This window comes from Pseudomonas sp. ARP3, from assembly GCF_001029595.1.
In the GTDB taxonomy this organism is placed as follows: domain Bacteria; phylum Pseudomonadota; class Gammaproteobacteria; order Pseudomonadales; family Pseudomonadaceae; genus Aquipseudomonas; species Aquipseudomonas rhodesiae.
Genome location: NZ_LEKF01000002.1, coordinates 49,669 through 70,467, shown reverse-complemented (window position 1 = coordinate 70,467; position 20,799 = coordinate 49,669). Strand labels below are relative to the sequence as shown.

At 62.4% G+C, this 20,799-nt stretch carries 19 protein-coding genes; 5 read left to right on the top strand and 14 right to left on the bottom strand.

Annotated features, from left to right (window positions below; genetic code table 11):
- Positions 1 to 25: 25 nt before the first annotated feature.
- The 5 genes from ABX75_RS02180 to ABX75_RS02160 form a co-directional block, all read right to left on the bottom strand.
- Positions 26 to 421, bottom strand: a complete 396-nt coding sequence (locus tag ABX75_RS02180; protein WP_034111572.1) for a DUF2946 domain-containing protein — start codon at positions 419 to 421, stop codon at positions 26 to 28.
- 96 nt (positions 422 to 517) lie between these two features.
- Complete coding sequence (locus ABX75_RS02175) at positions 518 to 808, bottom strand: addiction module antidote protein (protein WP_034111573.1); 291 nt, start codon at positions 806 to 808, stop codon at positions 518 to 520.
- A gap of 3 nt (positions 809 to 811) precedes the next feature.
- A complete protein-coding gene (locus ABX75_RS02170; protein ID WP_034095668.1) occupies positions 812 to 1,117 on the bottom strand; it encodes a type II toxin-antitoxin system RelE/ParE family toxin in 306 nt (101 codons plus the stop codon).
- 384 nt (positions 1,118 to 1,501) lie between these two features.
- Entirely contained in the window at positions 1,502 to 2,236 is a 735-nt protein-coding gene (locus ABX75_RS02165) for a cobalt-precorrin-6A reductase (RefSeq protein ID WP_034111575.1), read from the bottom strand.
- Positions 2,233 to 3,438, bottom strand: coding sequence for a bifunctional cobalt-precorrin-7 (C(5))-methyltransferase/cobalt-precorrin-6B (C(15))-methyltransferase (locus ABX75_RS02160; protein WP_047881389.1), 1,206 nt, complete (start codon positions 3,436 to 3,438; stop codon positions 2,233 to 2,235). Before ABX75_RS02160 ends, ABX75_RS02165 begins: the two co-directional genes overlap by 4 nt.
- Before the next feature lie 95 nt (positions 3,439 to 3,533).
- Here ABX75_RS02160 and cobG point away from each other — a divergent pair, with 95 nt between their 5' ends.
- From cobG to ABX75_RS02135, 5 genes are all read left to right on the top strand, one after another.
- Positions 3,534 to 4,823 (top strand): precorrin-3B synthase, encoded by a 1,290-nt coding sequence (gene cobG / locus ABX75_RS02155; protein ID WP_256203846.1) that lies wholly within the window; start codon positions 3,534 to 3,536, stop codon positions 4,821 to 4,823.
- The gene (locus tag ABX75_RS02150; protein ID WP_034095672.1) at positions 4,816 to 5,442 is read left to right on the top strand and encodes a precorrin-8X methylmutase; all 627 of its coding nucleotides are present in this window, start codon (positions 4,816 to 4,818) and stop codon (positions 5,440 to 5,442) included. The genes cobG and ABX75_RS02150 overlap by 8 nt, the downstream gene beginning before the upstream one ends.
- Complete coding sequence (locus ABX75_RS02145; protein WP_169902991.1) at positions 5,439 to 6,173, top strand: precorrin-2 C(20)-methyltransferase; 735 nt, start codon at positions 5,439 to 5,441, stop codon at positions 6,171 to 6,173. Before ABX75_RS02150 ends, ABX75_RS02145 begins: the two co-directional genes overlap by 4 nt.
- Positions 6,173 to 7,810, top strand: coding sequence for a precorrin-3B C(17)-methyltransferase (gene cobJ / locus ABX75_RS02140; RefSeq protein ID WP_047881387.1), 1,638 nt, complete (start codon positions 6,173 to 6,175; stop codon positions 7,808 to 7,810). The genes ABX75_RS02145 and cobJ overlap by 1 nt, the downstream gene beginning before the upstream one ends.
- A 227-nt stretch (positions 7,811 to 8,037) precedes the next feature.
- The gene (locus tag ABX75_RS02135) at positions 8,038 to 8,817 is read left to right on the top strand and encodes a hypothetical protein (protein WP_034095675.1); all 780 of its coding nucleotides are present in this window, start codon (positions 8,038 to 8,040) and stop codon (positions 8,815 to 8,817) included.
- Here the strand turns inward: ABX75_RS02135 and ABX75_RS02130 are convergent.
- From ABX75_RS02130 to accC, 9 genes are all read right to left on the bottom strand, one after another.
- A complete protein-coding gene (locus ABX75_RS02130; RefSeq protein WP_034095676.1) occupies positions 8,814 to 9,410 on the bottom strand; it encodes a MarC family protein in 597 nt (198 codons plus the stop codon). The two genes, ABX75_RS02135 and ABX75_RS02130, sit on opposite strands and share 4 nt — an antisense overlap.
- A 94-nt stretch (positions 9,411 to 9,504) precedes the next feature.
- A complete protein-coding gene (locus ABX75_RS02125; protein ID WP_034095677.1) occupies positions 9,505 to 12,276 on the bottom strand; it encodes a hybrid sensor histidine kinase/response regulator in 2,772 nt (923 codons plus the stop codon).
- A gap of 126 nt (positions 12,277 to 12,402) precedes the next feature.
- Positions 12,403 to 13,695 (bottom strand): phosphoribosylamine--glycine ligase, encoded by a 1,293-nt coding sequence (gene purD / locus ABX75_RS02120; RefSeq protein WP_034111583.1) that lies wholly within the window; start codon positions 13,693 to 13,695, stop codon positions 12,403 to 12,405.
- A gap of 84 nt (positions 13,696 to 13,779) precedes the next feature.
- Positions 13,780 to 15,387 carry a bifunctional phosphoribosylaminoimidazolecarboxamide formyltransferase/IMP cyclohydrolase gene (purH, locus tag ABX75_RS02115; RefSeq protein ID WP_034095679.1) on the bottom strand — a complete coding sequence of 536 codons (1,608 nt, stop codon included), beginning with the start codon at positions 15,385 to 15,387 and terminating at the stop codon, positions 13,780 to 13,782.
- 81 nt (positions 15,388 to 15,468) lie between these two features.
- Positions 15,469 to 15,789 carry a DNA-binding transcriptional regulator Fis gene (gene fis, locus ABX75_RS02110; protein ID WP_003221275.1) on the bottom strand — a complete coding sequence of 107 codons (321 nt, stop codon included), beginning with the start codon at positions 15,787 to 15,789 and terminating at the stop codon, positions 15,469 to 15,471.
- Complete coding sequence (gene dusB / locus ABX75_RS02105; RefSeq protein WP_034111586.1) at positions 15,786 to 16,799, bottom strand: tRNA dihydrouridine synthase DusB; 1,014 nt, start codon at positions 16,797 to 16,799, stop codon at positions 15,786 to 15,788. Before dusB ends, fis begins: the two co-directional genes overlap by 4 nt.
- A gap of 185 nt (positions 16,800 to 16,984) precedes the next feature.
- Positions 16,985 to 18,238, bottom strand: a complete 1,254-nt coding sequence (locus tag ABX75_RS02100) for a DUF3426 domain-containing protein (RefSeq protein ID WP_047881386.1) — start codon at positions 18,236 to 18,238, stop codon at positions 16,985 to 16,987.
- Positions 18,239 to 18,268: 30 nt separating this feature from the next.
- Positions 18,269 to 19,147 carry a 50S ribosomal protein L11 methyltransferase gene (gene prmA, locus ABX75_RS02095; RefSeq protein WP_034095682.1) on the bottom strand — a complete coding sequence of 293 codons (879 nt, stop codon included), beginning with the start codon at positions 19,145 to 19,147 and terminating at the stop codon, positions 18,269 to 18,271.
- A gap of 277 nt (positions 19,148 to 19,424) precedes the next feature.
- Positions 19,425 to 20,786 (bottom strand): acetyl-CoA carboxylase biotin carboxylase subunit, encoded by a 1,362-nt coding sequence (accC, locus tag ABX75_RS02090; RefSeq protein ID WP_034095683.1) that lies wholly within the window; start codon positions 20,784 to 20,786, stop codon positions 19,425 to 19,427.
- Positions 20,787 to 20,799: the final 13 nt, after the last annotated feature.

The window sequence follows — 20,799 nt, the reverse complement described above, 5'->3', positions numbered from 1 at the left end:
AAACGCAGTTCACTTGCGAAAAAGACTAGACCGATGGAGAGGCGCGGGGGTTGAGGCTCGGCCATTGCTGGCGCGGGGTGGGGGTCTGCAATGACGGCGGCGACAGGCTTTGTAGCGGCTCGAAGCGCGTCACATACAACTGCGGCACATGCCCCGGCAATGCCACCAACGACGGTGAGCCCGAGCAACACCAGCAATGCTGCATGGTGGAATGATCGTCCGGCTGCGGTGCCGGAATCTCCAGTTTGCCCAGTTCGATAGTCTTGAGGCTGGCGCCATTGGATGAACAGAAACTACCCCACAGCAGTTGCTGTACAGGGTCCTTGGACTGCTGCATCGCTCCGGCCAGCGGCATGGCAAACGCGTTGAACAGCACTGCAAGGCAGGCGATCCAGGCAATTGCAAAGCGTTGACGGGCCATGGCGGACAATCCGTAGGGTTAACGATCAGGCCGGTATTTAGCCTGATCGGCGGGGATAAGTAAAAAGCGGCGGTGTGGTTTGGTGTCGCAGTGCTATCAGATCACGGTGGCGTGCAGCTTGAGGCCCAACGCTCTCATGACTTTCATGATAGTCGCGAACTCGGGATTGCCACTGCTGGAGAGGGCTTTGTACAGACTTTCTCTGCCGAGGCCGGCGTCGCGGGCTACTTGGGTCATGCCTTGGGCGCGGGCGATGTCGTTGAGAGCGGTGCGAATCAATAGACCATCGCCAGCATCATCCTCAAAGCAGGTCTCTAAATATGCAGCCATTTCCAGAGGGGTTTTCAGATATTTTGCCGCATCGAAGCGGGAAAAGGACTCGCTCATAATTTATTCCTCACTACCAAAATTTATCGCAATTTGCTTTGCACGTTTGATGTCTCTGCTCTGTGTTGATTTATCACCGCCGATTAGTAATAGATAAACCACTTCGTCTCGGCGGGTGAAGTAAACGCGATACCCAGGGCCGTAATGGATCCGCATTTCAAACACTCCATCCCCCACTGATTCGCAGTCGCCAAAATTTCCGGCTTCAGCCATTCGCACTCTCTTGACCACACGAACTTTTACGAACGGGTCCCGAACAGCTTCCAGCCAGTTGGCAAACTCAATGGTTTCATTGAACTCGATTGTCATGGATCGTATTCCTCAGGATACAAGTTGGCAAGCTGTGACACGTTGTCGAAACGGCGTGCCCCCTTCGCGGGCGCTGACGCAAAACCGCGAGACGGGAGGTTAGGGCGGGGGCTTTTGGCTGAGCCAGCCAGCTGGCTCGGAAGTGTCTGTAGGTGAATTCTGCGTTTAAGGCGGGGTAAAAATCGGCGACCGCTCGGGTGGTATCGGCGTCTGTTCACCGTAGCCGCTGGCATCAGCACCGGAGACCTGTTGGTCAACCTCAGCGAAGTCTCGGCCAATGCGCTGAGTAGCGATTGCTCGGCTGCCGGGCAGGCGATAGCCACAAGCCGCTAACGCCACAACAAACAAGGTGGGAGGGGGCAGCCCCCTCCCACATTAGGTTTATTAGGTTTGTGGTGCTCCACGAGTGTGTATTGCCTGTAGCAGCGCTGACACGGCTGTGAATTCTCGGTCCACCGCCGCCAACACTGGCCGCTTCAACACCAGCACTGGCAGCCCGCGTTCCCGCGCCACTTCCAGCTTCGGCTCGGTGGCGGTACTGCCGCTGTTCTTGCTGATCAGTACATCGATCCCACGCCGTTCAAACAGCGCGCGTTCATCTTCGAGCAGAAACGGCCCGCGTGCGCCAATCACTTCACAGCGATCATTGCCGGGGTACACATCCAATGCGCGCAGTGTCCAGAATTGCTCGGCGGGGATTTCGTCGAGGTGCTGCAACGGTTCGCGGCCCAAGGTGAAGAGCGGGCGCTTGAAGGGTTTCAGGGCTTCGATCAGCTCGGCCCAGTCACTCACTTCGCGCCAGTCATCTCCGGCCTGCGGCTGCCACACCGGACGGCGCAGGGCCCAGCAAGGGATGCCACTCAACCGCGCAGCTTCGGCGGCGTTACGGCTGATCTGCGCCGCATAGGGATGGGTCGCGTCGAGGATCAGGCTGATTCCTTCATCCCGGACAAACTGCGCCAGGCCCTCAGCGCCGCCATAACCTCCGACACGCACTTGGCAACTGAGATCGGTCGGCACACGCCCCACCCCCGCCAAACTGTAGATGTGCTGCGCGCCCAATGTGCGGGCAATGGCGAGGGCCTCGGTCACACCGCCCAGCAGCAGAATCCTGTTCATAGTGGCTTGATCACTTCGAGCAAAGTGATCGGCAGCGCCTGGCGCCAGGTATCGAAGTCGCCCAACGGCTGGGCCTGGGCCACATGGATGCGCGTCAGTTCGCCGCCGTACTGGGCGCGCCAGTTCATCAGGGTTATTTCGCTTTGCAGGGTGACGGCGTTGGCGACCAGCCGGCCGCCGGGGCGTAGGTGTTGCCAGCAGGTATCGAGTACGCCGTCGCGGGTGACGCCGCCGCCGATGAAGATCGCGTCCGGGGCTTCAAGGCCTTGCAACGCATCCGGCGCTTTGCCGCGTATCAGCTGCAGGCCGGGTACGCCAAGGGCGTCGCGGTTATGTTCGATCAGGGTTTGGCGGCCTTCATCGGCCTCGATCGCCAGCGCGCGGCAGCTGGGGTGGGCGCGCATCCATTCGATGCCGATGGAGCCGCTGCCCGCGCCCACATCCCACAGCAGTTCGCCGGGCATGGGGGCGAGGCGGGCTAGGGTCATGGCGCGCACGTCGCGCTTGGTCAGTTGGCCGTCGTGCTGGAACGCCGAATCGGGCAACCCCGCCAGGCGCGACAGGCGAGGCGCCGTGGCATCCGCCACACAGTCGATGGCAACCAGGTTCAAATCGGCCACGCATGTGTGTTGCCACGCCTGCGCCAACCCATCGATGCGCTGTTCCTGCGCCCCGCCCAGGTGTTCGAACACGCTCAACCGGCTAGGTCCAAAGCCTGACTCAGCCAATAGCGAGGCGATCAAGGCAGGGCTGCGACCGTCATTGCTCAACACCAACAACCGCACGCCGCTGGCCAGATGCGCGTTAAGCGCCGCCAACGGGCGCGCCACCACGGAGAGCGTCACTACGTCCTGCAACGGCCAGCCCAACCGCGCCGCCGCCAACGACACCGACGACGGCGCCGGCAAGATCAGCAACTCCTGTGCGGCCACTTGCCGCGCCAGGCTGGCCCCTACGCCGTAGAACATCGGGTCGCCGCTGGCCAGCACGCACACAGGCTCACCGCGCCGCGCCAACACCGGCTCCAGGGAAAACGGGCTCGGCCATAATTGCCGCTCGCCCCGAATACACATCGGCAACAGATCCAACTGGCGTTGCCCGCCGATAATCCGTGAGGCGCGCAACAGGGCGTGCCGGGCGTTCCTGCCCAGGCCCTTGAAGCCGTCTTCACCGATGCCTACTACCGTCAGCCAGGGCGACATAGGGATTCCTTGAACGACATCCGACGGGCAGGCTTTTCATGCCGCCGGACAAAGCAGGCATAATACCGCGCCTTTGCCCATGAACCGGTAGCCCCGTGAAGCCAACGCCCGCTGTGAATACCTTGCGCCCCTCGGCTTGTCCGGGGTTGCTGCGTATTGTCCAAGCGCTGGATGGCGGCATCTGCCGGATCAAATTGGCCGGCGGTTCCATCACCGCCGCCCAGGCCCACGCGGTGGCGGACGCCGCCCAAGCCTATGCCGGTGGGGTGATCGAGGCGACCAATCGCGCCAATCTGCAGATTCGCGGCATCGGCGCCGAGCAGGACGCGTTGATTGCCCTGCTGCTCGCCGCCGATCTTGGGCCGAATAACCCCGCCGGCGATGACGTGCGCAACCTGATGCTCAGCCCCAGCGCCGGCATTGACCCACAGATGCTGTTCGACACCCGCCCGCTGGCCGAGCAGATTCTCGCCACCTTGCAAAACCATTCGCGGTTTCACCAACTGTCGGCCAAGTTCGCGATCCAGTTGGATGGCGGCGAGGCCCTGGCGATGCTCGACCATCACCATGACCTGTGGCTATCGGCGTTTGTGCGCGATGGCAAGACATTGCTGGCGTTCGGCCTGGCCGGCTGCCCAGGCCAGGATGCCCCCGTGGCGGCGGTGCCGCTGGAGCAGGGCCATGCGCTGGTGGTGGCAGTGCTGGAAGCTTTTCTCGACCTTGCGACCCCCGAGCAAACCCGCATGCGCCATCTGGATGTGGATAACCTCATGCGCCGCCTGCGTCTGCCGCTGCTGTCGGTGGAGGGCTTCAAACGCCCGGCCAATGGCGCGTTGCTGCACATCGGAAGTTATCCACAAGAGCAAAAGAATCAGTTCTATGTCGCGGCAGGTGCGCCGCTGGGCCGCCTGGACTCGATGATGCTCAAGGGCGCCGCGCAACTGGCCTGCGAGTACGGCGATGGGACGTTGCGCCTGACCCCTTGGCAGGGCGTGTTGCTGCCCAATATCGAGCGTCCGGTCGCGGTGACCCAGCGCTTGGCGCAGTTGGGCTTCCTGTGTGCAATCGACGATCCCCTCGCGCGCATGATCGCCTGCACCGGTTCCAGCGGCTGCGGCAAAGCCCTGGCCGATACCAAAGCTGACGCTGTGCAACTGGCCGCGCTGCAACCCGGCATAGAGGTGCATCTGTCCGGCTGCCCGCGCTCCTGCGCTGCGGCGCACACCGCGCCGGTTACCTTGCTGGCGGTGAGCCCCGGTCACTACGACGTCTATTTTCGCGATGCAGCCCAGCCCGGTTTTGGCCGGCTGCAGGCGCGCACCCTTTCTATTGAAGCGACGGGCACCTTGCTGCGTGCCCGCCCACGGAGCAACACCGATGATTGATTACATCCGCGACGGTCAGGAGATCTATCGCAACTCCTTCGCCATTATTCGCGCGGAAGCCAACTTGGCCCGTATCCCGGCTGATTTGGAAAAACTCGCGGTGCGCGTGATTCATGCCTGCGGCATGGTCGAGGCCATCGACGGCTTGCAGTTTTCCGACGGCGCAGGCAAGGCCGGGCGCGATGCACTGGCCGCCGGCGCGCCGATCCTGTGCGACGCGCGCATGGTCTCCGAGGGTGTGACCCGTGCGCGCCTGCCGGCCAACAACCCCGTGATCTGCACCCTGCGCGACGACAGCGTGCCGGAACTGGCGCGGGAGTTGGGCAACACCCGTTCCGCCGCCGCCCTGGAACTGTGGCGCCCACACTTGGAGGGCAGCGTGGTGGTGATCGGCAACGCGCCGACGGCGCTGTTCTATCTGCTGGAGATGCTCGATGCCGGCGCACCGAAACCGGCGTTGATCCTGGGCTTTCCCGTGGGTTTTGTCGGTGCCGCCGAATCCAAGGCGATGCTGGCCGCCGACAGCCGTGGCGTGCCGTTCGTGATCATGCAAGGTCGCCTGGGCGGCAGCGCCATGGCCGCCGCAGCGGTGAATGCGCTCGCCACGGAGGTTGAATAATGTCGGCGCGCGGACGCTTGATCGGCCTGGGCGTGGGCCCCGGCGATCCTGAACTGATTACCGTCAAGGCGCTGCGCCTGCTGCGTGAGTCGCCGGTGGTGGCGTACTTCGTGGCCAAGGGCAAGAAGGGTAACGCCTTCGGCATCATCGAAGACCATCTGGTGCCACAGCAGACCCTGATGCCGCTGGTGTACCCGGTGACCACCGAAGCGCTGCCGGCACCGCTGTCCTACGAGCAGGTGATCAGCGATTTCTACGACACCGCCAGCGTCGATGTGGCCGCGCACCTGGATGCCGGCCGCGACGTGGCGGTGATCTGCGAAGGCGACCCGTTCTTCTACGGCTCCTATATGTACCTGCACGACCGTCTGGCCGAGCGCTACGAAGCGCAGGTCATCCCTGGCGTGTGCTCAATGCTCGGCGGCGCCTCGGTGCTCGGCGCGCCACTGGTGTATCGCAACCAGAGCCTGTCGGTGCTTTCGGGTGTATTGCCCCATGACGACCTCAAGCGCCGCCTGGCGGACGCTGACGCGGCGGTGATCATGAAGCTGGGGCGCAATTTCCCCAAGGTGCGCCAGGTGCTCGAAGAACTCGGCCTGGCCGAACGCGCGCTGTATGTGGAACGCGCGACCATGGCCAACCAGAAGATTGTGCCGCTGGATCAAGTGGAACCGATGTCGTCGCCATATTTTTCACTGATCATCGTGCCCGGTGAACGGTGGCAAGGATGATGCGCCCGGCGATTGTCATCCTGGGCCAAGGCAGCTTGGCCACGGCGCGCAAGATCCAGCAGGTTTACCCTGGCGCGCTGATCCACGGCCTGGCGGGGCGTATTGAGGGTGCGGACACCCTCTACAACGAGTTCGGCACCACCCTGCGCCAGCTCTATCAACAGGGCACGCCGTTGATTGCGTTGTGCGCGGCCGGCATCGTGATTCGCACCCTGGCGCCGTTGCTGCTGGAAAAAGGCGAAGAGCCTGCGGTACTCGCGGTGGCCGAAGACGGCAGCGCTGTGGTGCCGTTGCTGGGGGGGCTGGGTGGGGTCAACGTCATGGCCCGCGAGATCGCGGCTGCGTTGAACGTGGCGGCGGCAATCACCACCAGTGGTGAACTGCGTTTCGGCACTTGCCTGCTCAACCCTCCGAGTGGTTATGATTTGGCCGATCTGGAGTTGGGCAAGCGTTTTGTCTCCGACCTGCTGGCCGGTGAAAGCGTGCGCATCGAAGGCGCGGCGCCGTGGCTGGAACAGGCCAATCTGCCCCAGGATCAACAGGCCCGCCTGGCGATTCATGTGGGCAGTGCCGAGCGCAAACCTGCGGCCAATGAATTGCTGATCTATCCGAAAACCGTGTGTGTGACCTGTGCTCCGGGCCCGTACTTGGCCGAACGCGTGCGCAGCGCTTTGGGAGAAGCCGGTATTGCTGTGCAATCCCTGGCCTGCCTGCTGGCCAGCCAGACGCAGATGGCCGACTCTTCGCTGCACGAAGCCGCGCTGGCGCTGGGCGTGCCGCTGCGGTTTGCCGATGTGCAGCCCGGCGCGCAGTTGCTGATCGATGTTGCCGAGCAACCATTGGATGTGTCCCAGCTGGGCCGCGCCCGTGGCCGCCTCGCTGTGATTGGCCTGGGCCCCGGCGCCGCCGAGTTGATGGTGCCGGCGGTGAAAGCCGAACTGGCGCGCTGCACCGATGTACTGGGTTATGAAACCTATGTGCGCATGGCCGGCCCATTCCGTGACGATCAGGTACAGCATTGCACCGACAACCGCGAAGAAATGCAGCGCGCGCGCCATGCTTTCGAACTGGCCGCCCAGGGTCGTTCGGTGGTGGTGGTGTCGTCCGGCGACCCGGGTGTGTTCGCCATGGCGGCGGCGGTGATCGAGGCGTTGCACGAGTCCGACGACCCGGCGTGGCATCAGGTCGAGCTGGAAATCCTGCCGGGCGTCTCGGCGTCCCTGGCCACTGCCGCTCAGGCCGGCGCGCCGTTGGGGCATGACTTCTGCGTGATGTCGCTGTCGGACAACCTCAAGCCCTGGTCGATCATCGAAAAACGCCTGGACCTCGCGTCCCAGGCCGACCTGGCCCTGGCGTTCTACAACCCGATTTCGCGTTCGCGCCCGTGGCAACTGGGTCGTGCCCTGGAAATCGTCGCGCTGCATCGCACGCCACAAACGCCGGTGGTGCTGGGCCGCGACATTGGCCGCCCTGGCCAGACGCTGCGCGTAACCACCCTGGGTCAACTCACCCCGGACCAGGTGGACATGCGCACCATGGTGCTGATCGGCTCGTCTACCACCTGCACATTCCCGCGGGCCGATGGCGGTACATGGGTCTATACACCGCGTTGGTACGGCGAAAAACCCGGCGCCTGAGGCTGCACGAAAGCTCCGATAAACCCTGGGCGATCACCGGGTGTTTTCGGAGCTTTTTTCTTTTTTGCACAAGGAAAACTGGAAGGCCCGGCGATGTGCCCCGCAATTGCTGGGCAGCGTTTCGCACGGCGTGGCGGCGAGCGTTGTTTGTCGTGTGGAAACCCCGCTGGGCGCTGGACTAGGGTGAAGGCAAGCCCCATGTTGGGGTGCTTGTGGAGAACTGGAAAATGGAGCGACATCACAAACGGATCAACAACGTAAAACGGCGCAAATTGATCGCCGCCTACAAACTGCCGGGAGCGCCCGGGGCGCACGCCACGTTACCGCTGGACACCGATGAAGACAGCAACGCCGCGGTGGTCAACAACAGTGTCATGTCGTTTGCCGAGGGCCTGTCGGGGCTGAACCGCGAATACATCCGTAAAAGCTATCTGCTGGCCAGCAGTTACGTGAGCGATGTGTTGAAAGTCCAACGCGGCAGCGAGGCGTGGTACGACGAATTTATCAAGGTAATGATCAGTCTAGGCTGGCTACCGGTGCGCAGTCGGTTCGAGCGCGTCTCCAGCGTCGGCAAGGGCCTGACGGTGCAACTGGCGGCGTTGAATATGATTGCGACGTTGCTGGCCTCGACGTCATTGAGCGGGCCGTTGCTGGCTACGCTGCCCAAGCTGGCGGCGGATGCGCTGGAGGCGCTGAAGCAGCAGCCGACGTCTTTCGAACTGTTCAAACGCAACAGCGCCGTGCACCAGGGCGGTGATTTCGGCCTGGCGTCCTGCGCCGAATCCGACGGTGAATTGACGATGGTGCTGGTGACCTACAGCACCCAGGGCGTGAGTAAACAGGTGGGGTTGCCATTCCTGGAGTGGGATAGCTCCTCGTTCGAGGCCTTCAGCGGGCAAACCTGCCTGGTGCTCAATACCTCGGTGGTCAACGAAAAAACCATCCAGCTGATGCGCGAGAGCGCCGGAGACAAAGTACAGCTGGCAATCGCGAAATACCGGATTTAGGGCACCAGATAGCCGCGCACGCCCGTAAAAATAATCTGCGCGGCAAGGGCGCAAACAAACAAGCCCATCAACCGACTGACAATCTGCAAGCCCTGGTCACCCAAAATGCGTTCGATGCGGTTGGACAAGTACAGCACCACACCCACCGTGAAGCTGGCCAGGGCGATGCTGAGGATGGCCATGATTTTGTCATCCCAGTGCGGCTGGCTGACCCCCATTACCAGCAACGCACCGATGGTGCCGGGGCCGACGGTGAGGGGGATGGTCAGCGGCACGATGGTTACGTCCTGCTGCACGTTATCGGTCTGCACGGCCGACTTACCCTGAGCCATGCCCAGGGCAGAGATGAACAGCACACTGCCGGCGCCGATGCGGAATGCGTCCACGGTGATGCCGAACACACTGAAAATCAACCGGCCGAACAGGTAGAGCAACACACTGGAAACCAGCGTTGCCAAGGCCACTTTCCAGGCCAGGCGGCGTCGTTCTTTGCTGGAATAGCCGCGAGTCAGGCTGATAAAGCAGGACAGCACGAAGAACGGGCTGTAGAGCACCAGCATCTTCAGGTAAACGCTGAATAGCACGTGGAGCATGGAGGAGGCTCGCGGCAGGAGAAGTGGGGAGAGTCTAACAGGCGCCAGGGGGCAAATGTGGGAGGGCAAGCCCTCTCCCACATGGGATTTCAGGTCACGATGGGGCGTGTTCGGGGCGCTGTTGACGCTGTGCCACCCAGAACTCCACCAGTTCACGCAGTTGCGACAGTTCCACTGGCTTGGCCATATGCCCGTCCATGCCGGCTTGGCGTGCACGCTCTTTATGTTCCGAGAGAATGTGCGCGGTGAGCGCGACCACCGGCGTGCGGATACGTTGGTGGCTGACTTCCCAGGCGCGCAGTTGTTGGGTGGCCGAAAAACCGTCGAGGATTGGCATCTCGCAGTCCATCAACACCAGGTCATAACGCTGGGCTTTCATGGCCTCCAGCGCTTCTTCGCCGTTGCTGGCGGTGTCCGGATCGAGATTGAGTTTTCCGAGCATGCCGCGGATGACTTTGGTGGAAATGCTGTTGTCTTCGGCCACCAGAATGCGGAAATCGCTGGGCACGGTGACAGCTTCCGGCGTCGTCAGGACCGGGCGCGGCGTGGCGCTGCCTTTGCTGCGTTGGGTCAGTTCGTCGGCCAGGGTGGTCTTGAGGGTGTAGCCGGCCACCGGCTTGGCCAGGATGCGCTTGATCCCGCAGTTACGCGCGATGATCTTGCTCGGCGCGTTGCTGATGCCGGTGAGCATGATCAACAGAATGTCGTGGTTCAGGCTAGGGTCTTCCTTGATCTTCGCCGCCAGTTGCATGCCGGTCATGCCTGGCATGTTCTGGTCCAGCAGCACCACGTCGAAGTAGTCGCGCAGGTGCGCCTTGGTACGCAGCAGTGCCAGGGCCTCCTTGCCAGAAGGCGCGGCACTGACGTTCAGGCCCCAGGCCGAGCATTGCTGCACCAGCACTTTGCGGCAGGTGTCGTTGTCGTCCACCACCAGCACGCGGGCGCCTTTGAGCGGACCGTCGAGGTCGGACGTCGGGTGTTCCAGGCGCTCCGGGTCCAGCGGCAGGGTCAGCCATAGGGTGCTGCCCTGATGGCTGCCGCTCTTGATGCCGAATTCGCCGTTCATCAACAGGATCAGCTGGCGCGCGATTACCAACCCCAGGTGGCCACTCAAACGGGTGGCCGACAGGAAATTCTTACTGTGCAGTTCGCTATGCAGCAGGGCATCGCGCTCGGCGGCTTCCATCGGGATGCCGCTGTCTTGCACGGCGATGCGCAGGCGCGGTTTGGTGCTGCGATCGTCCAAGGCCACCACGATCAGCACTTCGCCTTCGTCGGTTTTCTGCAGGGCGTTTTCCAACAGGCTCAACAGCGCCTGGCGCAGGCGTGTCGGGTCGCCGCTGATAACGCGCGGCACCTGGGGCTGGATAAAGCTGATCAGTTCGACATTCTGCTGCTCGGCCTTGGCGCGGAAGATACTCAGGCAGTCCTCGATCAGCGCATTGAGGTCGAACTGCACATCGTCCAATTCGATCTGCCCGGATTCGAGTTTGGAGATGTCGAGAATCTCGTTGATCAGCGTGAGCAGTTCGTTACCGGCGCTGTGGATGGTCTGCACATAGTCCCGTTGCTTCACCGACAGCGGAGTGCCCAGCAGCAGTTCGGTCATGCCCAGCACGCCGTTCATGGGGGTGCGGATTTCGTGGCTGATTTTTGCCAGGAACTCGGCCTTGGCGGCGATCTCGGCATTGCTGGCGGCCAGGTCGCGGCTGAGGCTGAAGCGTGCCTCGACAATCGCGCGCTGGCGCTCGCCCAGGGCCAGGCTCATCAACAGGCCACTCAGGCAAATGAATGCCAGCAGCGTCACGATCAGGCCCTGGGGCGAGACCATCGTCAGGCCCAGCAGCGCCGGCAGAATGATCAGAGTGCCGATATTGAAGACCACCATCCCCGCCACGAACAGTCGCGCTGGACGGTAGCCTTTCTGCCAGTGATACGCTGAAACGAACAACATGCTCAGCCCTGCCAACGCCACCAGCGCGTAGGTGATGATATTCAGGGGCAGGGTGTTGACGAACAACAACAGCAGACCGCACAGCACGATGAGCAGGATGTCGGCCATCAGCAGCTTGTTCAGTACATGGGGGCCGAGCGGCATAAAGAAGCGATAGGCAAACATCAGCCCGCACGGTGCGGTCAGCAGCAGGGCCAGGTACGCGCCGGGGGTCTGCACTGCGTGCCAGTTGGGCAGCCACGGGCCGACCAGGTTAAGCAGCAGCGCCAGGCTGAGCATCAACAGGGCCTCGCAGGCGGCCAGCCATAGGCTGCTGCGCGAGCGGTGGTAGGCGAAGCGTGTAAGGTTATGCAGGATCAGCATCAGCAGGCAGCCGAACAGCAGGCCGTAGATCAGCGTCTGCGTCTGGTTGGCGGCGGCAAGTACGGCCGGTTCCAGAGTGATATAGGGGCGCAGCTCGTGTTCCGAGACCAGCCGCACGTAGACCTCAAGGACGTTCTGACTTTGCGGCAGCGGTAGCATGAAGTCGCTGCTGGGCAGCGGGCGTTCCGTCTGGGCCTGGCGGGTGCCGGTGCTTTGTTGCTCTACCAGGGTGTCACCATCGAGCACGTACAGGTTCAGGTGGGACAGGTCCGGGGCGAAGATGCGCAGCACTTGCTCGTGCTTGCCGGGTTGCAACTTGAAACGTACCCACAACGCACCGTCCGGCTCCGCGGCGGTAATACGGTCCAGTTCGATGGGGCTGAATTGATTGGTGTAACGCGAGGAGCGGATGTCGCTCAGTTGCAGGTCAGCCTGTTCATCAAGCAATACTGCCCAGCCACTGCCTTGCGCGGCGGCCTGGGCCGGGAGCAAGCAGAGCAGCGTCAGCAGACTGACAGTGAAACCTATGGCGATCCTGAGCCAGCGCACGGCGAAATCCCTTCGTAGGTTGATGCACGGGTTAACTATGCGCGGGGTGGCGGGTATACGGCAAGGGCCTTGAGCCCTTGCCTAACCGAACGGATAGCTACTGACAATGCTAGCGATGTTCGAGATTTACTGGCTCTCACCACGCTCGCGGGCAATGGCGCGATAGCCAATGTCCTTACGGTAGAAACAGCCCTTCCAGTCGATTGCCGCGGCCAGTTTGTACGCTTGCTGCTGCGCGGCGTCGACACTGGCGCCCATGGCGGTTGCGCACAGCACGCGGCCGCCGGCGGTGACGACCTGGCCGTCCTTGAGCGCAGTGCCCGCATGGAACACCTTGCCTTCCAGCTTAGCCGCCGCTTCCAGGCCTTCAATCACGTCGCCCTTGGCGTAGTCGGCAGGGTAGCCGCCGGCTGCCAGCACAATACCGACGCTCGGACGTGGGTCCCACTGTGCTTCAACCTTGTCCAAGGCCTGGGCCAGGGCGGCTTCCACCAGCAGCACCAGGCTCGATTGCAGGCGCAGCATCACCGGTTGGGTTTCCGGATCGCCGAAGCGGCAGTTGAACTCGATGACTTTCGGGTTGCCGGCCTTGTCGATCATCAGACCGGCGTAGAGGAAACCGGTGTACACGTTGCCTTCGTCGGCCATGCCGCGCACGGTCGGCCAGATCACCTGATCCATCACACGCTGGTGCACGTCGCTAGTCACCACAGGCGCCGGGGAGTAGGCGCCCATGCCACCAGTGTTCGGGCCAGTGTCGCCGTCGCCGACGCGCTTGTGGTCTTGGCTGGTGGCCATTGGCAGCACGTTCTTGCCGTCGACCATCACGATGAAGCTGGCTTCTTCGCCGTCGAGGAATTCTTCGATGACGACACGCGAGCCCGCATCGCCGAAGGCGTTGCCGGCGAGCATGTCGCGTACGGCGTCTTCGGCTTCCGGCAGGGTCATCGCTACGATCACGCCTTTACCGGCGGCCAGGCCGTCGGCCTTGATCACGATTGGCGCGCCTTTTTCACGCAGGTAAGCCAGGGCCGGCTCGATCTCGGTGAAGTTCTGGTAATCGGCGGTCGGGATCTTGTGGCGGGCGAGGAAATCCTTGGTAAAGGCTTTCGAGCCTTCCAATTGCGCAGCACCGGCGGTGGGGCCGAAGCAATCCAGGCCACGGCTGCGGAACAGGTCCACCACACCGGCCACCAGCGGTACTTCCGGGCCGACGATGGTCAGGGAAACGTTTTTCTCGGCGAAATCGGCCAGTTGCTCAAGGGCCAGCACGTCGATGGCAACGTTCTGGCATTTGGCTTCAATGGCGGTGCCGGCATTGCCGGGTGCTACGAAAACTGTCTGGACGCGAGGGTCCTGGGCAACTTTCCAGGCCAGGGCGTGTTCACGGCCGCCGCTGCCAATGATCAAAACATTCATGTCAAAACCTCAAATTCTGTAGGCGCCGCTGGAGCGCTTTATGTGGAAGGTGGCAAGCCCCTCCCACATTCCGATCGAGTCGGCTTAGTGGCGGAAGTGACGCATGCCAGTGAAGACCATGGCAATGCCAGCTTCGTCGGCCGCGGCAATCACTTCGGCGTCGCGCATCGAGCCGCCTGGCTGGATCACGGCGGTCACACCGGCCTTGGCGGCGTTGTCCAGGCCGTCACGGAACGGGAAGAACGCGTCGGACGCCATTACCGAACCGGCCACCTGCAACCCGGCGTGCTCGGCCTTGATCGCGGCGATACGCGCCGAGTTCACGCGGCTCATCTGGCCGGCGCCGACGCCGATGGTCTGGCGGTTCTTGGCGTAGACGATGGCGTTGGATTTAACGTACTTGGCCACTTTCCAGGCGAAGATCAGGTCGTGGATTTCCTGTTCGGTCGGCGCCCGCTGGGTCACCACTTTCAGGTCGTCGGCGCTGATCATGCCGATATCGCGGCTCTGCACCAGCAGGCCGCCGTTGACGCGCTTGTAGTCCCAGGCCGCGGCGCGGTCGGCCGACCACTCGCCGCAGGCCAGCAGGCGCACATTGGCCTTGGCTGCGACGATGGCGCGGGCTTCTTCGCTCACGGATGGGGCGATGATCACTTCAACGAATTGACGATCGACGATGGCCTTGGCGGTCTCGGCGTCCAGTTCGCGGTTGAAGGCGATGATGCCGCCGAACGCCGACTCGGTGTCGGTGGCGTAGGCCAGTTCGTAGGCCTGGCGAATGCCGCCTTCGGCGTCCGGGCTGACGGCCACGCCGCACGGGTTGGCGTGCTTGACGATCACGCAGGCCGGCTTGACGAAGCTCTTGACGCATTCCAGCGCAGCGTCGGTGTCGGCCACGTTGTTGTAGGACAGCTCTTTGCCTTGCAGCTGGGTCGCGGTGGCGATGCCCACTTCGGCAGGCTTGGCTTCCACGTAGAACGCCGCGCTCTGGTGCGGGTTCTCGCCGTAGCGCATTTCCTGGGCCTTGATGAACTGGCTGTTGAAGGTGCGCGGGAACTGGCTGCGGCCTTCGGTGCTGAGGGTTTCGGCGGCTTGATTAACGGTGCCCATGTAGTTGGCGATCATGCCGTCGTAGGCGGCGGTGTGTTCGAACGCCTTGAGCATCAGGTCGAAACGCTGAGCGTAGGTCAGGCCACCGGCCTTGAGGTTTTCCAACACGCTGGCGTAGTCGCTGGCATTGACCACAATGGCCACGTCTTTGTGGTTCTTGGCCGCCGAGCGGACCATGGTCGGGCCGCCGATGTCGATGTTTTCGATGGCGGTCGGCAGGTCACAGCCGGGTTTGTTGATGGTGGCTTCGAATGGGTAGAGGTTGACGGCCACCAGATCGATCGGCTTTATGCCGTGCTCGTTCATGATCGCGTCGTCGGTGCCGCGACGGCCGAGGATGCCGCCGTGGATTTTCGGGTGCAGGGTCTTGACCCGACCGTCCATCATTTCTGCGAAACCGGTGTAGTCCGCGACTTCTACTGCGGCCACGCCGTTGTCCTGCAGCAGTTTGAAGGTCCCGCCCGTGGAGAGGATTTCCACGCCCAGAGCTTCCAGCTCACGGGCAAATTCGAGGATCCCGGTCTTGTCGGAGACACTGATCAAGGCGCGGCGGATCGGCAGGCGGGTGGTCTGGTCGGTCATTTCAATTTCCATCAAAAGCAAAGGAGTCAGCAAAAAAGGCGACCGGTTTTACGCGGGCGCCTTTCTGGTTGGATTGAATGCTTACAGCAAATCGTACTGCTTGAGCTTCTTGCGCAGGGTCCCACGGTTGAGGCCCAGCAGCTCACTGGCTTTGGTCTGGTTGCCCTTGACGTAGTTCATCACGCTTTCGAGCAAGGGCGCCTCGACTTCGGAGAGCACCAGGTTGTACACGTCCGTGACGGAAGCGCCCTCAAGGTGGGCGAAATAATTGTGCAGCGCCTTCTCGACACTCCCGCGAAGGGTCTGACCTTCTTCGCTCGGTGTGTTGAGGTGCTGTTTCAAATTGACGTTGTCGCTCACGGGTGCTGTTCCACTCACTAAAGTCTCGGTCATCATCGTCATGCGGCCACCCCCTCTCCGTCCCCTGTCACCAGGCTCTTGTAACGTCCGGCGAAGAACTCACGAACGTTGGCGCACTGTGCTTCCGTATCATCCAAACGATTGAAGTGGGCGCGAAACTCCTTGGCGCCCGGCAAGGTTGCGAGATACCAGCCCACATGCTTACGAGCAATGCGTACTCCCATGACGTCTCCATAGAAGGAGTGCAGGGCGGCCAGATGCTCTAGCAGAATACGTTCCACCTCGACCAGCTCCGGCGCCGGCAAGGTTTCGCCGGTGCGCAGGAAGTGCTCGATCTCACGAAAAATCCACGGCCGCCCCTGGGCAGCACGGCCAATCAACAGGCCATCGGCACCGGTCGCGTGGAGTACGCGCCGGGCTTTCTCGGCGGAGTCGATATCGCCATTGGCAAAGACCGGCATCGACACCGCCTGCTTTATCGCGGCGATGGTGTCGTACTCGGCTTCACCGGTGTAAAGGTCGGCGCGGGTGCGGCCATGCACCGCCAGTGCTGTAATACCTGCCTGTTCGGCGATCTTCGCCACCGTCAGACCATTCTTGTTGTCCCGGTCCCAGCCGGTGCGAATCTTCAGGGTTACCGGCACATCGACTGCGGCGACAACGGCCTGCAGGATCTCGGCAACCAACTGCTCATCTTTCAACAGCGCTGAACCGGCGGCCTTGTTGCAGACCTTCTTGGCCGGGCAGCCCATGTTGATATCGATAATCTGCGCACCCAGCTCCACGTTGGCTCGGGCCGCATCCGCCAGCATCTGCGCATCTCCACCGGCGATCTGCACCGAGCGGGGCTCGGGATCACCTTCGTGGATCATGCGCATCCGCGACTTGCGGGTGTTCCACAAACTCATGTCGCTGGTGACCATTTCCGAGACTACTAGGCCGGCGCCCAATCGTTTGCACAGCTGACGAAAGGGCTGGTCGGTGACGCCCGCCATGGGGGCGAGAATCAAGCCGTTCTGCAATGTGTATGGGCCGATGCGTACCGCCGACATAGGACTTCCCTGTTGTGGGGCCGGATCATTAGAGTTCGAAAAAGGGTTGGCATGATACCCGCTCTCGATGACTGGATAAAGGCTGAATTGGATAAAATCTGAACAGTTATTTCTTTATCGCCGTCGGTTTGGTTGAGCGGCGCGCAGTCAATATTCCACCGTCAGGTTTCGGTGGCTGAGTCGTTTCACTCAGGGGAGTGGAAGCTCAGGCTGTAATTCACGGCTCTGTTACCCGGATCGAGGATATCCAGGGAAATATGGATTGGGGTCTGCGATGGCATTTCGCTAACGCCGGCCAGCTCGCCGCTGAGGTATTCGCTCGGTTTGAACCGACGACTGGCAATCAAGCCGCCGTTGAGATCGGCGAAACGCAGCTCCAGCAACGGGAAGGGCTGGGAGAAGGTCGCGCGGTTGTAGATGATTGCGTCCACCACCAGCGCCCCGGCGAACTCAGGGTGGCTGCGCACCACCAGGTTGCTGCTCTTGATATGGGCGATATCGACCCGTGACGGTACCGTGCAGCCCAGTGTGGGGCACAATTGCTGGAACCACGGACGGTAGGCGTCCTGGCGGGCCAGGTCGTCGAATTGATAGGCGATGTACTGGCCCGCCAGGCCGGCTGCGGCGAGGAGCACCAGCAATAGCCAGATCAGGCGGCGCCCCAGCCCCGAAGGGCGTTTTTGTGCGTAGAGGTGCAGCGGGTCGTCTTCCAGGTCCTGAAGCACGTCGTCGTGGACGCTGGCCGCAGGGCGCGCACGCTTGCGGCGCGGCTGAGGGTGTTCTTCGGGCTCCGGCGTGGGGGCCTCATCGTGTACTGGAGTGACCGGGGGATCGAATGCGTCGGTGTCGCGTATCGGCCGCAACGGCGGCTCATCCTCGATCTCGTCGGTGTGGAACGACATCGACGGTTCGGTGCGCTGACGTGTCGCGGCGCCTGGGGTCGCTTCGGGTTCGTCTTCGTCGGCTTGGACACGTTCTTCAGCGGGTTCGCTGAACAGGCTGGCGGCCCACTTTTCCTCTTCGGCCTTGACCGTGTCGCGGCTGGCGCTGAGGGGTTCTTCCTTCTGCCGACGATCGCCGGGTTGGCGACGGTCTGCGCTCACCGATGTGGCGGGCTGAGTGGGGCGGCGTTCCAGCTTGGCCAGTTCTTCGTCCAGGTCCAAGTGATCCAGGTCCAGCTCTTCGGCGCTCCATTGCTTCTGGCTGATCGCGCGCGGCGCCTCGGGCAAGGCCTCGGCGGCTGTCGGCGGCTCGGTCGTCGGCGCAGGCGCAGGCGCAGGCGCATGGGCCGCGCGTTGCTCCAGTAACTGGCGAGCCGCGTTGAACACTTGCAGGCACGAGCCGCAACGAACCACGCCGCGGGCCACGCTCAATTGAGCATGGTTGACGCGAAAGCGAGTCTGGCAATGTGGGCACTGGGTGACGAAACTGTCGGTCATGCGGCCATCCGATTCAGGCAAGCGCTCATTCTAGCGCCGACGACCGCTGATGCGTACCCAGCCATCGCGGTTAGCGATCGGGTCCAGGTCGAAGTCCTGGGCATAAGCGGCGGCGACTTCATCGCCCTGTTCGGCGAGGATCCCCGACAGCGCCAGGCGCCCGCCGGTCTTGACCAGGCTCGACAGCTGCGGCGCCAGGGACACCAGCGGCCCGGCGAGGATATTGGCCACCAGCACATCGGCCTGCACCTGGGGCAAATCCTGTGGTAGGTAAAGCGGGAATTTGCCTTCAGGAATGTTGTTGCGCCCGGCGTTATCGCGCGACGCGTCCAAGGCCTGTACATCGATATCGGTGCCGACGGCTTCCTTGGCACCCAGCAGCAGAGCGGCAATTGCCAGAATCCCCGAGCCGCAGCCGAAGTCCAGTACGTGGCTGTCGCGCAGGTCCTGACCGTCGAGCCATTCCAGGCACAGGGCGGTGGTGGGGTGGGTGCCGGTGCCGAACGCCAGGCCCGGGTCGAGCAGCAGGTTCACCGCGTCCGGCTCCGGTGCCGCGTGCCAGCTCGGCACGATCCACAGGCGCTGGCCGAAACGCATGGGCTGGAAGTTGTCCATCCAACTGCGCTCCCAGTCCTGGTCTTCGATCACTTCGCTGTGATGTTCCGGCAGCGGGCTGCCGGTGAGCAGTTCCAGGTGGGCCAGTACGCTGGCGGCTTCGGTGCCGCCCTCGAACAGGGCCAGCAAGTGGGTGTGGGACCACAGTGGGGTGGTGTTCAGTTCGGGTTCGAAGATCGGCTGGTCTTCGGCGTCCATAAAGGTCACCGACACGGCGCCCACTTCGAGGAACGCGTCTTCGTAGGTTTCGGCTTGTTCTGGGCTGATGGCGAGACGGACTTGCAGCCAAGGCATGGCGGGCACCTTTGAAAATAATGAGTGTGCGACGACGGGGTCGCGAAAGCGCGCAAGTTTACGCGAGCGGCGGGCAGAAGACGACACTACTGACTGCACGCCGGTCAAATGTGGGAGGGGGCTTGCCCCCGATAGCGGTGGACCAGTTAGAGAGACTCAGACTGACACACTGCAGTCGGGGGCAAGCCCCCTCCCGCATTTGGGTTGTGTACATTTTCACAATAGAGGGCCCACAAACAACAAAACCGCCCGAAGGCGGTTTTGTTGGGTGGAGCACTTACTGGTCGGCCAGTTTGTGTTCCAGGTAGTGAATGTTCACACCACCTTCGCAGAAGCCTTCATCGCGGACCAGTTCCCGGTGCAGCGGAACGTTGGTCTTGATGCCGTCGACCACGATTTCGTCCAGAGCGTTGCGCATACGGGCCATGGCCTCGTCGCGGGTGGCGCCCCAGGTGATCAGCTTGCCGATCAGCGAGTCGTAGTTGGACGGAACCTTGTAGCCGCTGTACAGGTGCGAATCGACGCGAACGCCGTTGCCGCCCGGAGCATGGAAGTGCTTGACCAGGCCTGGGCTCGGCATAAAGGTTTTAGGGTCTTCGGCGTTGATTCGGCACTCTAGGGAGTGGCCATGAATCTTCACGTCAGCCTGGGTGAACGACAGCACGTTGCCGGCGGCGATGCTCAGCATCTCCTTGACGATGTCGATACCGGTGACCATCTCCGAAACCGGATGCTCCACCTGCACGCGAGTGTTCATCTCGATGAAGTAGAAACGACCGTTCTCGTAGAGGAACTCGAAGGTACCGGCGCCACGGTAGTTGATGTCGATGCACGCCTTGACGCAGCGCGCCAGAACTTCCTGGCGAGCGGTTTCGTCCAGGCCCGGAGCCGGCGCTTCTTCCAACACCTTCTGGTGACGGCGTTGCAGCGAGCAGTCACGGTCGCCGAGGTGGATGGCGTGGCCCTGGCCGTCGGACAGTACCTGCACTTCCACGTGACGTGGATTGGTCAGGTATTTCTCCAGATAGACCATCGGGTTGCCGAACCAGGCGCCGGCTTCCGCACGGGTCTGCTTGGCCGCTTCGATCAGGTCTTCTTCCTTGTGCACCACGCGCATGCCGCGACCACCACCGCCACCGGCGGCCTTGATGATCACCGGGTAACCGACTTCGCGACCAATGCGCAGGGCGGTTTCCTCGTCTTCAGGCAGTGGGCCGTCGGAACCTGGAACGGTTGGCACGCCGGCCGCAATCATGGCGTCCTTGGCCGACACCTTGTCGCCCATCAGGCGAATGGTCTCGGCTTTCGGGCCGATGAAGGCGAACCCGGATTTTTCCACTTGCTCGGCGAAATCGGCGTTTTCCGCGAGGAAGCCGTAGCCTGGGTGGATGCCATCAGCGCCGGTCACTTCTGCCGCGGCGATGATGTTCGGGATATTCAGGTAGGAGTTCGAGGCCAGTGGCGGGCCGATGCAGATGCTCTCGTCCGCCAGCTTAACGTGCATCAATTCGGTGTCGGCCGTCGAGTAAACAGCGACGGTCTTGATGCCCTCTTCCTTACAGGCGCGCAGGATACGCAGCGCGATCTCGCCGCGGTTGGCGATCAGGACTTTTTGCAGTTTCTTCGCAGGTTTCAACATCGAAGGTGCTCCG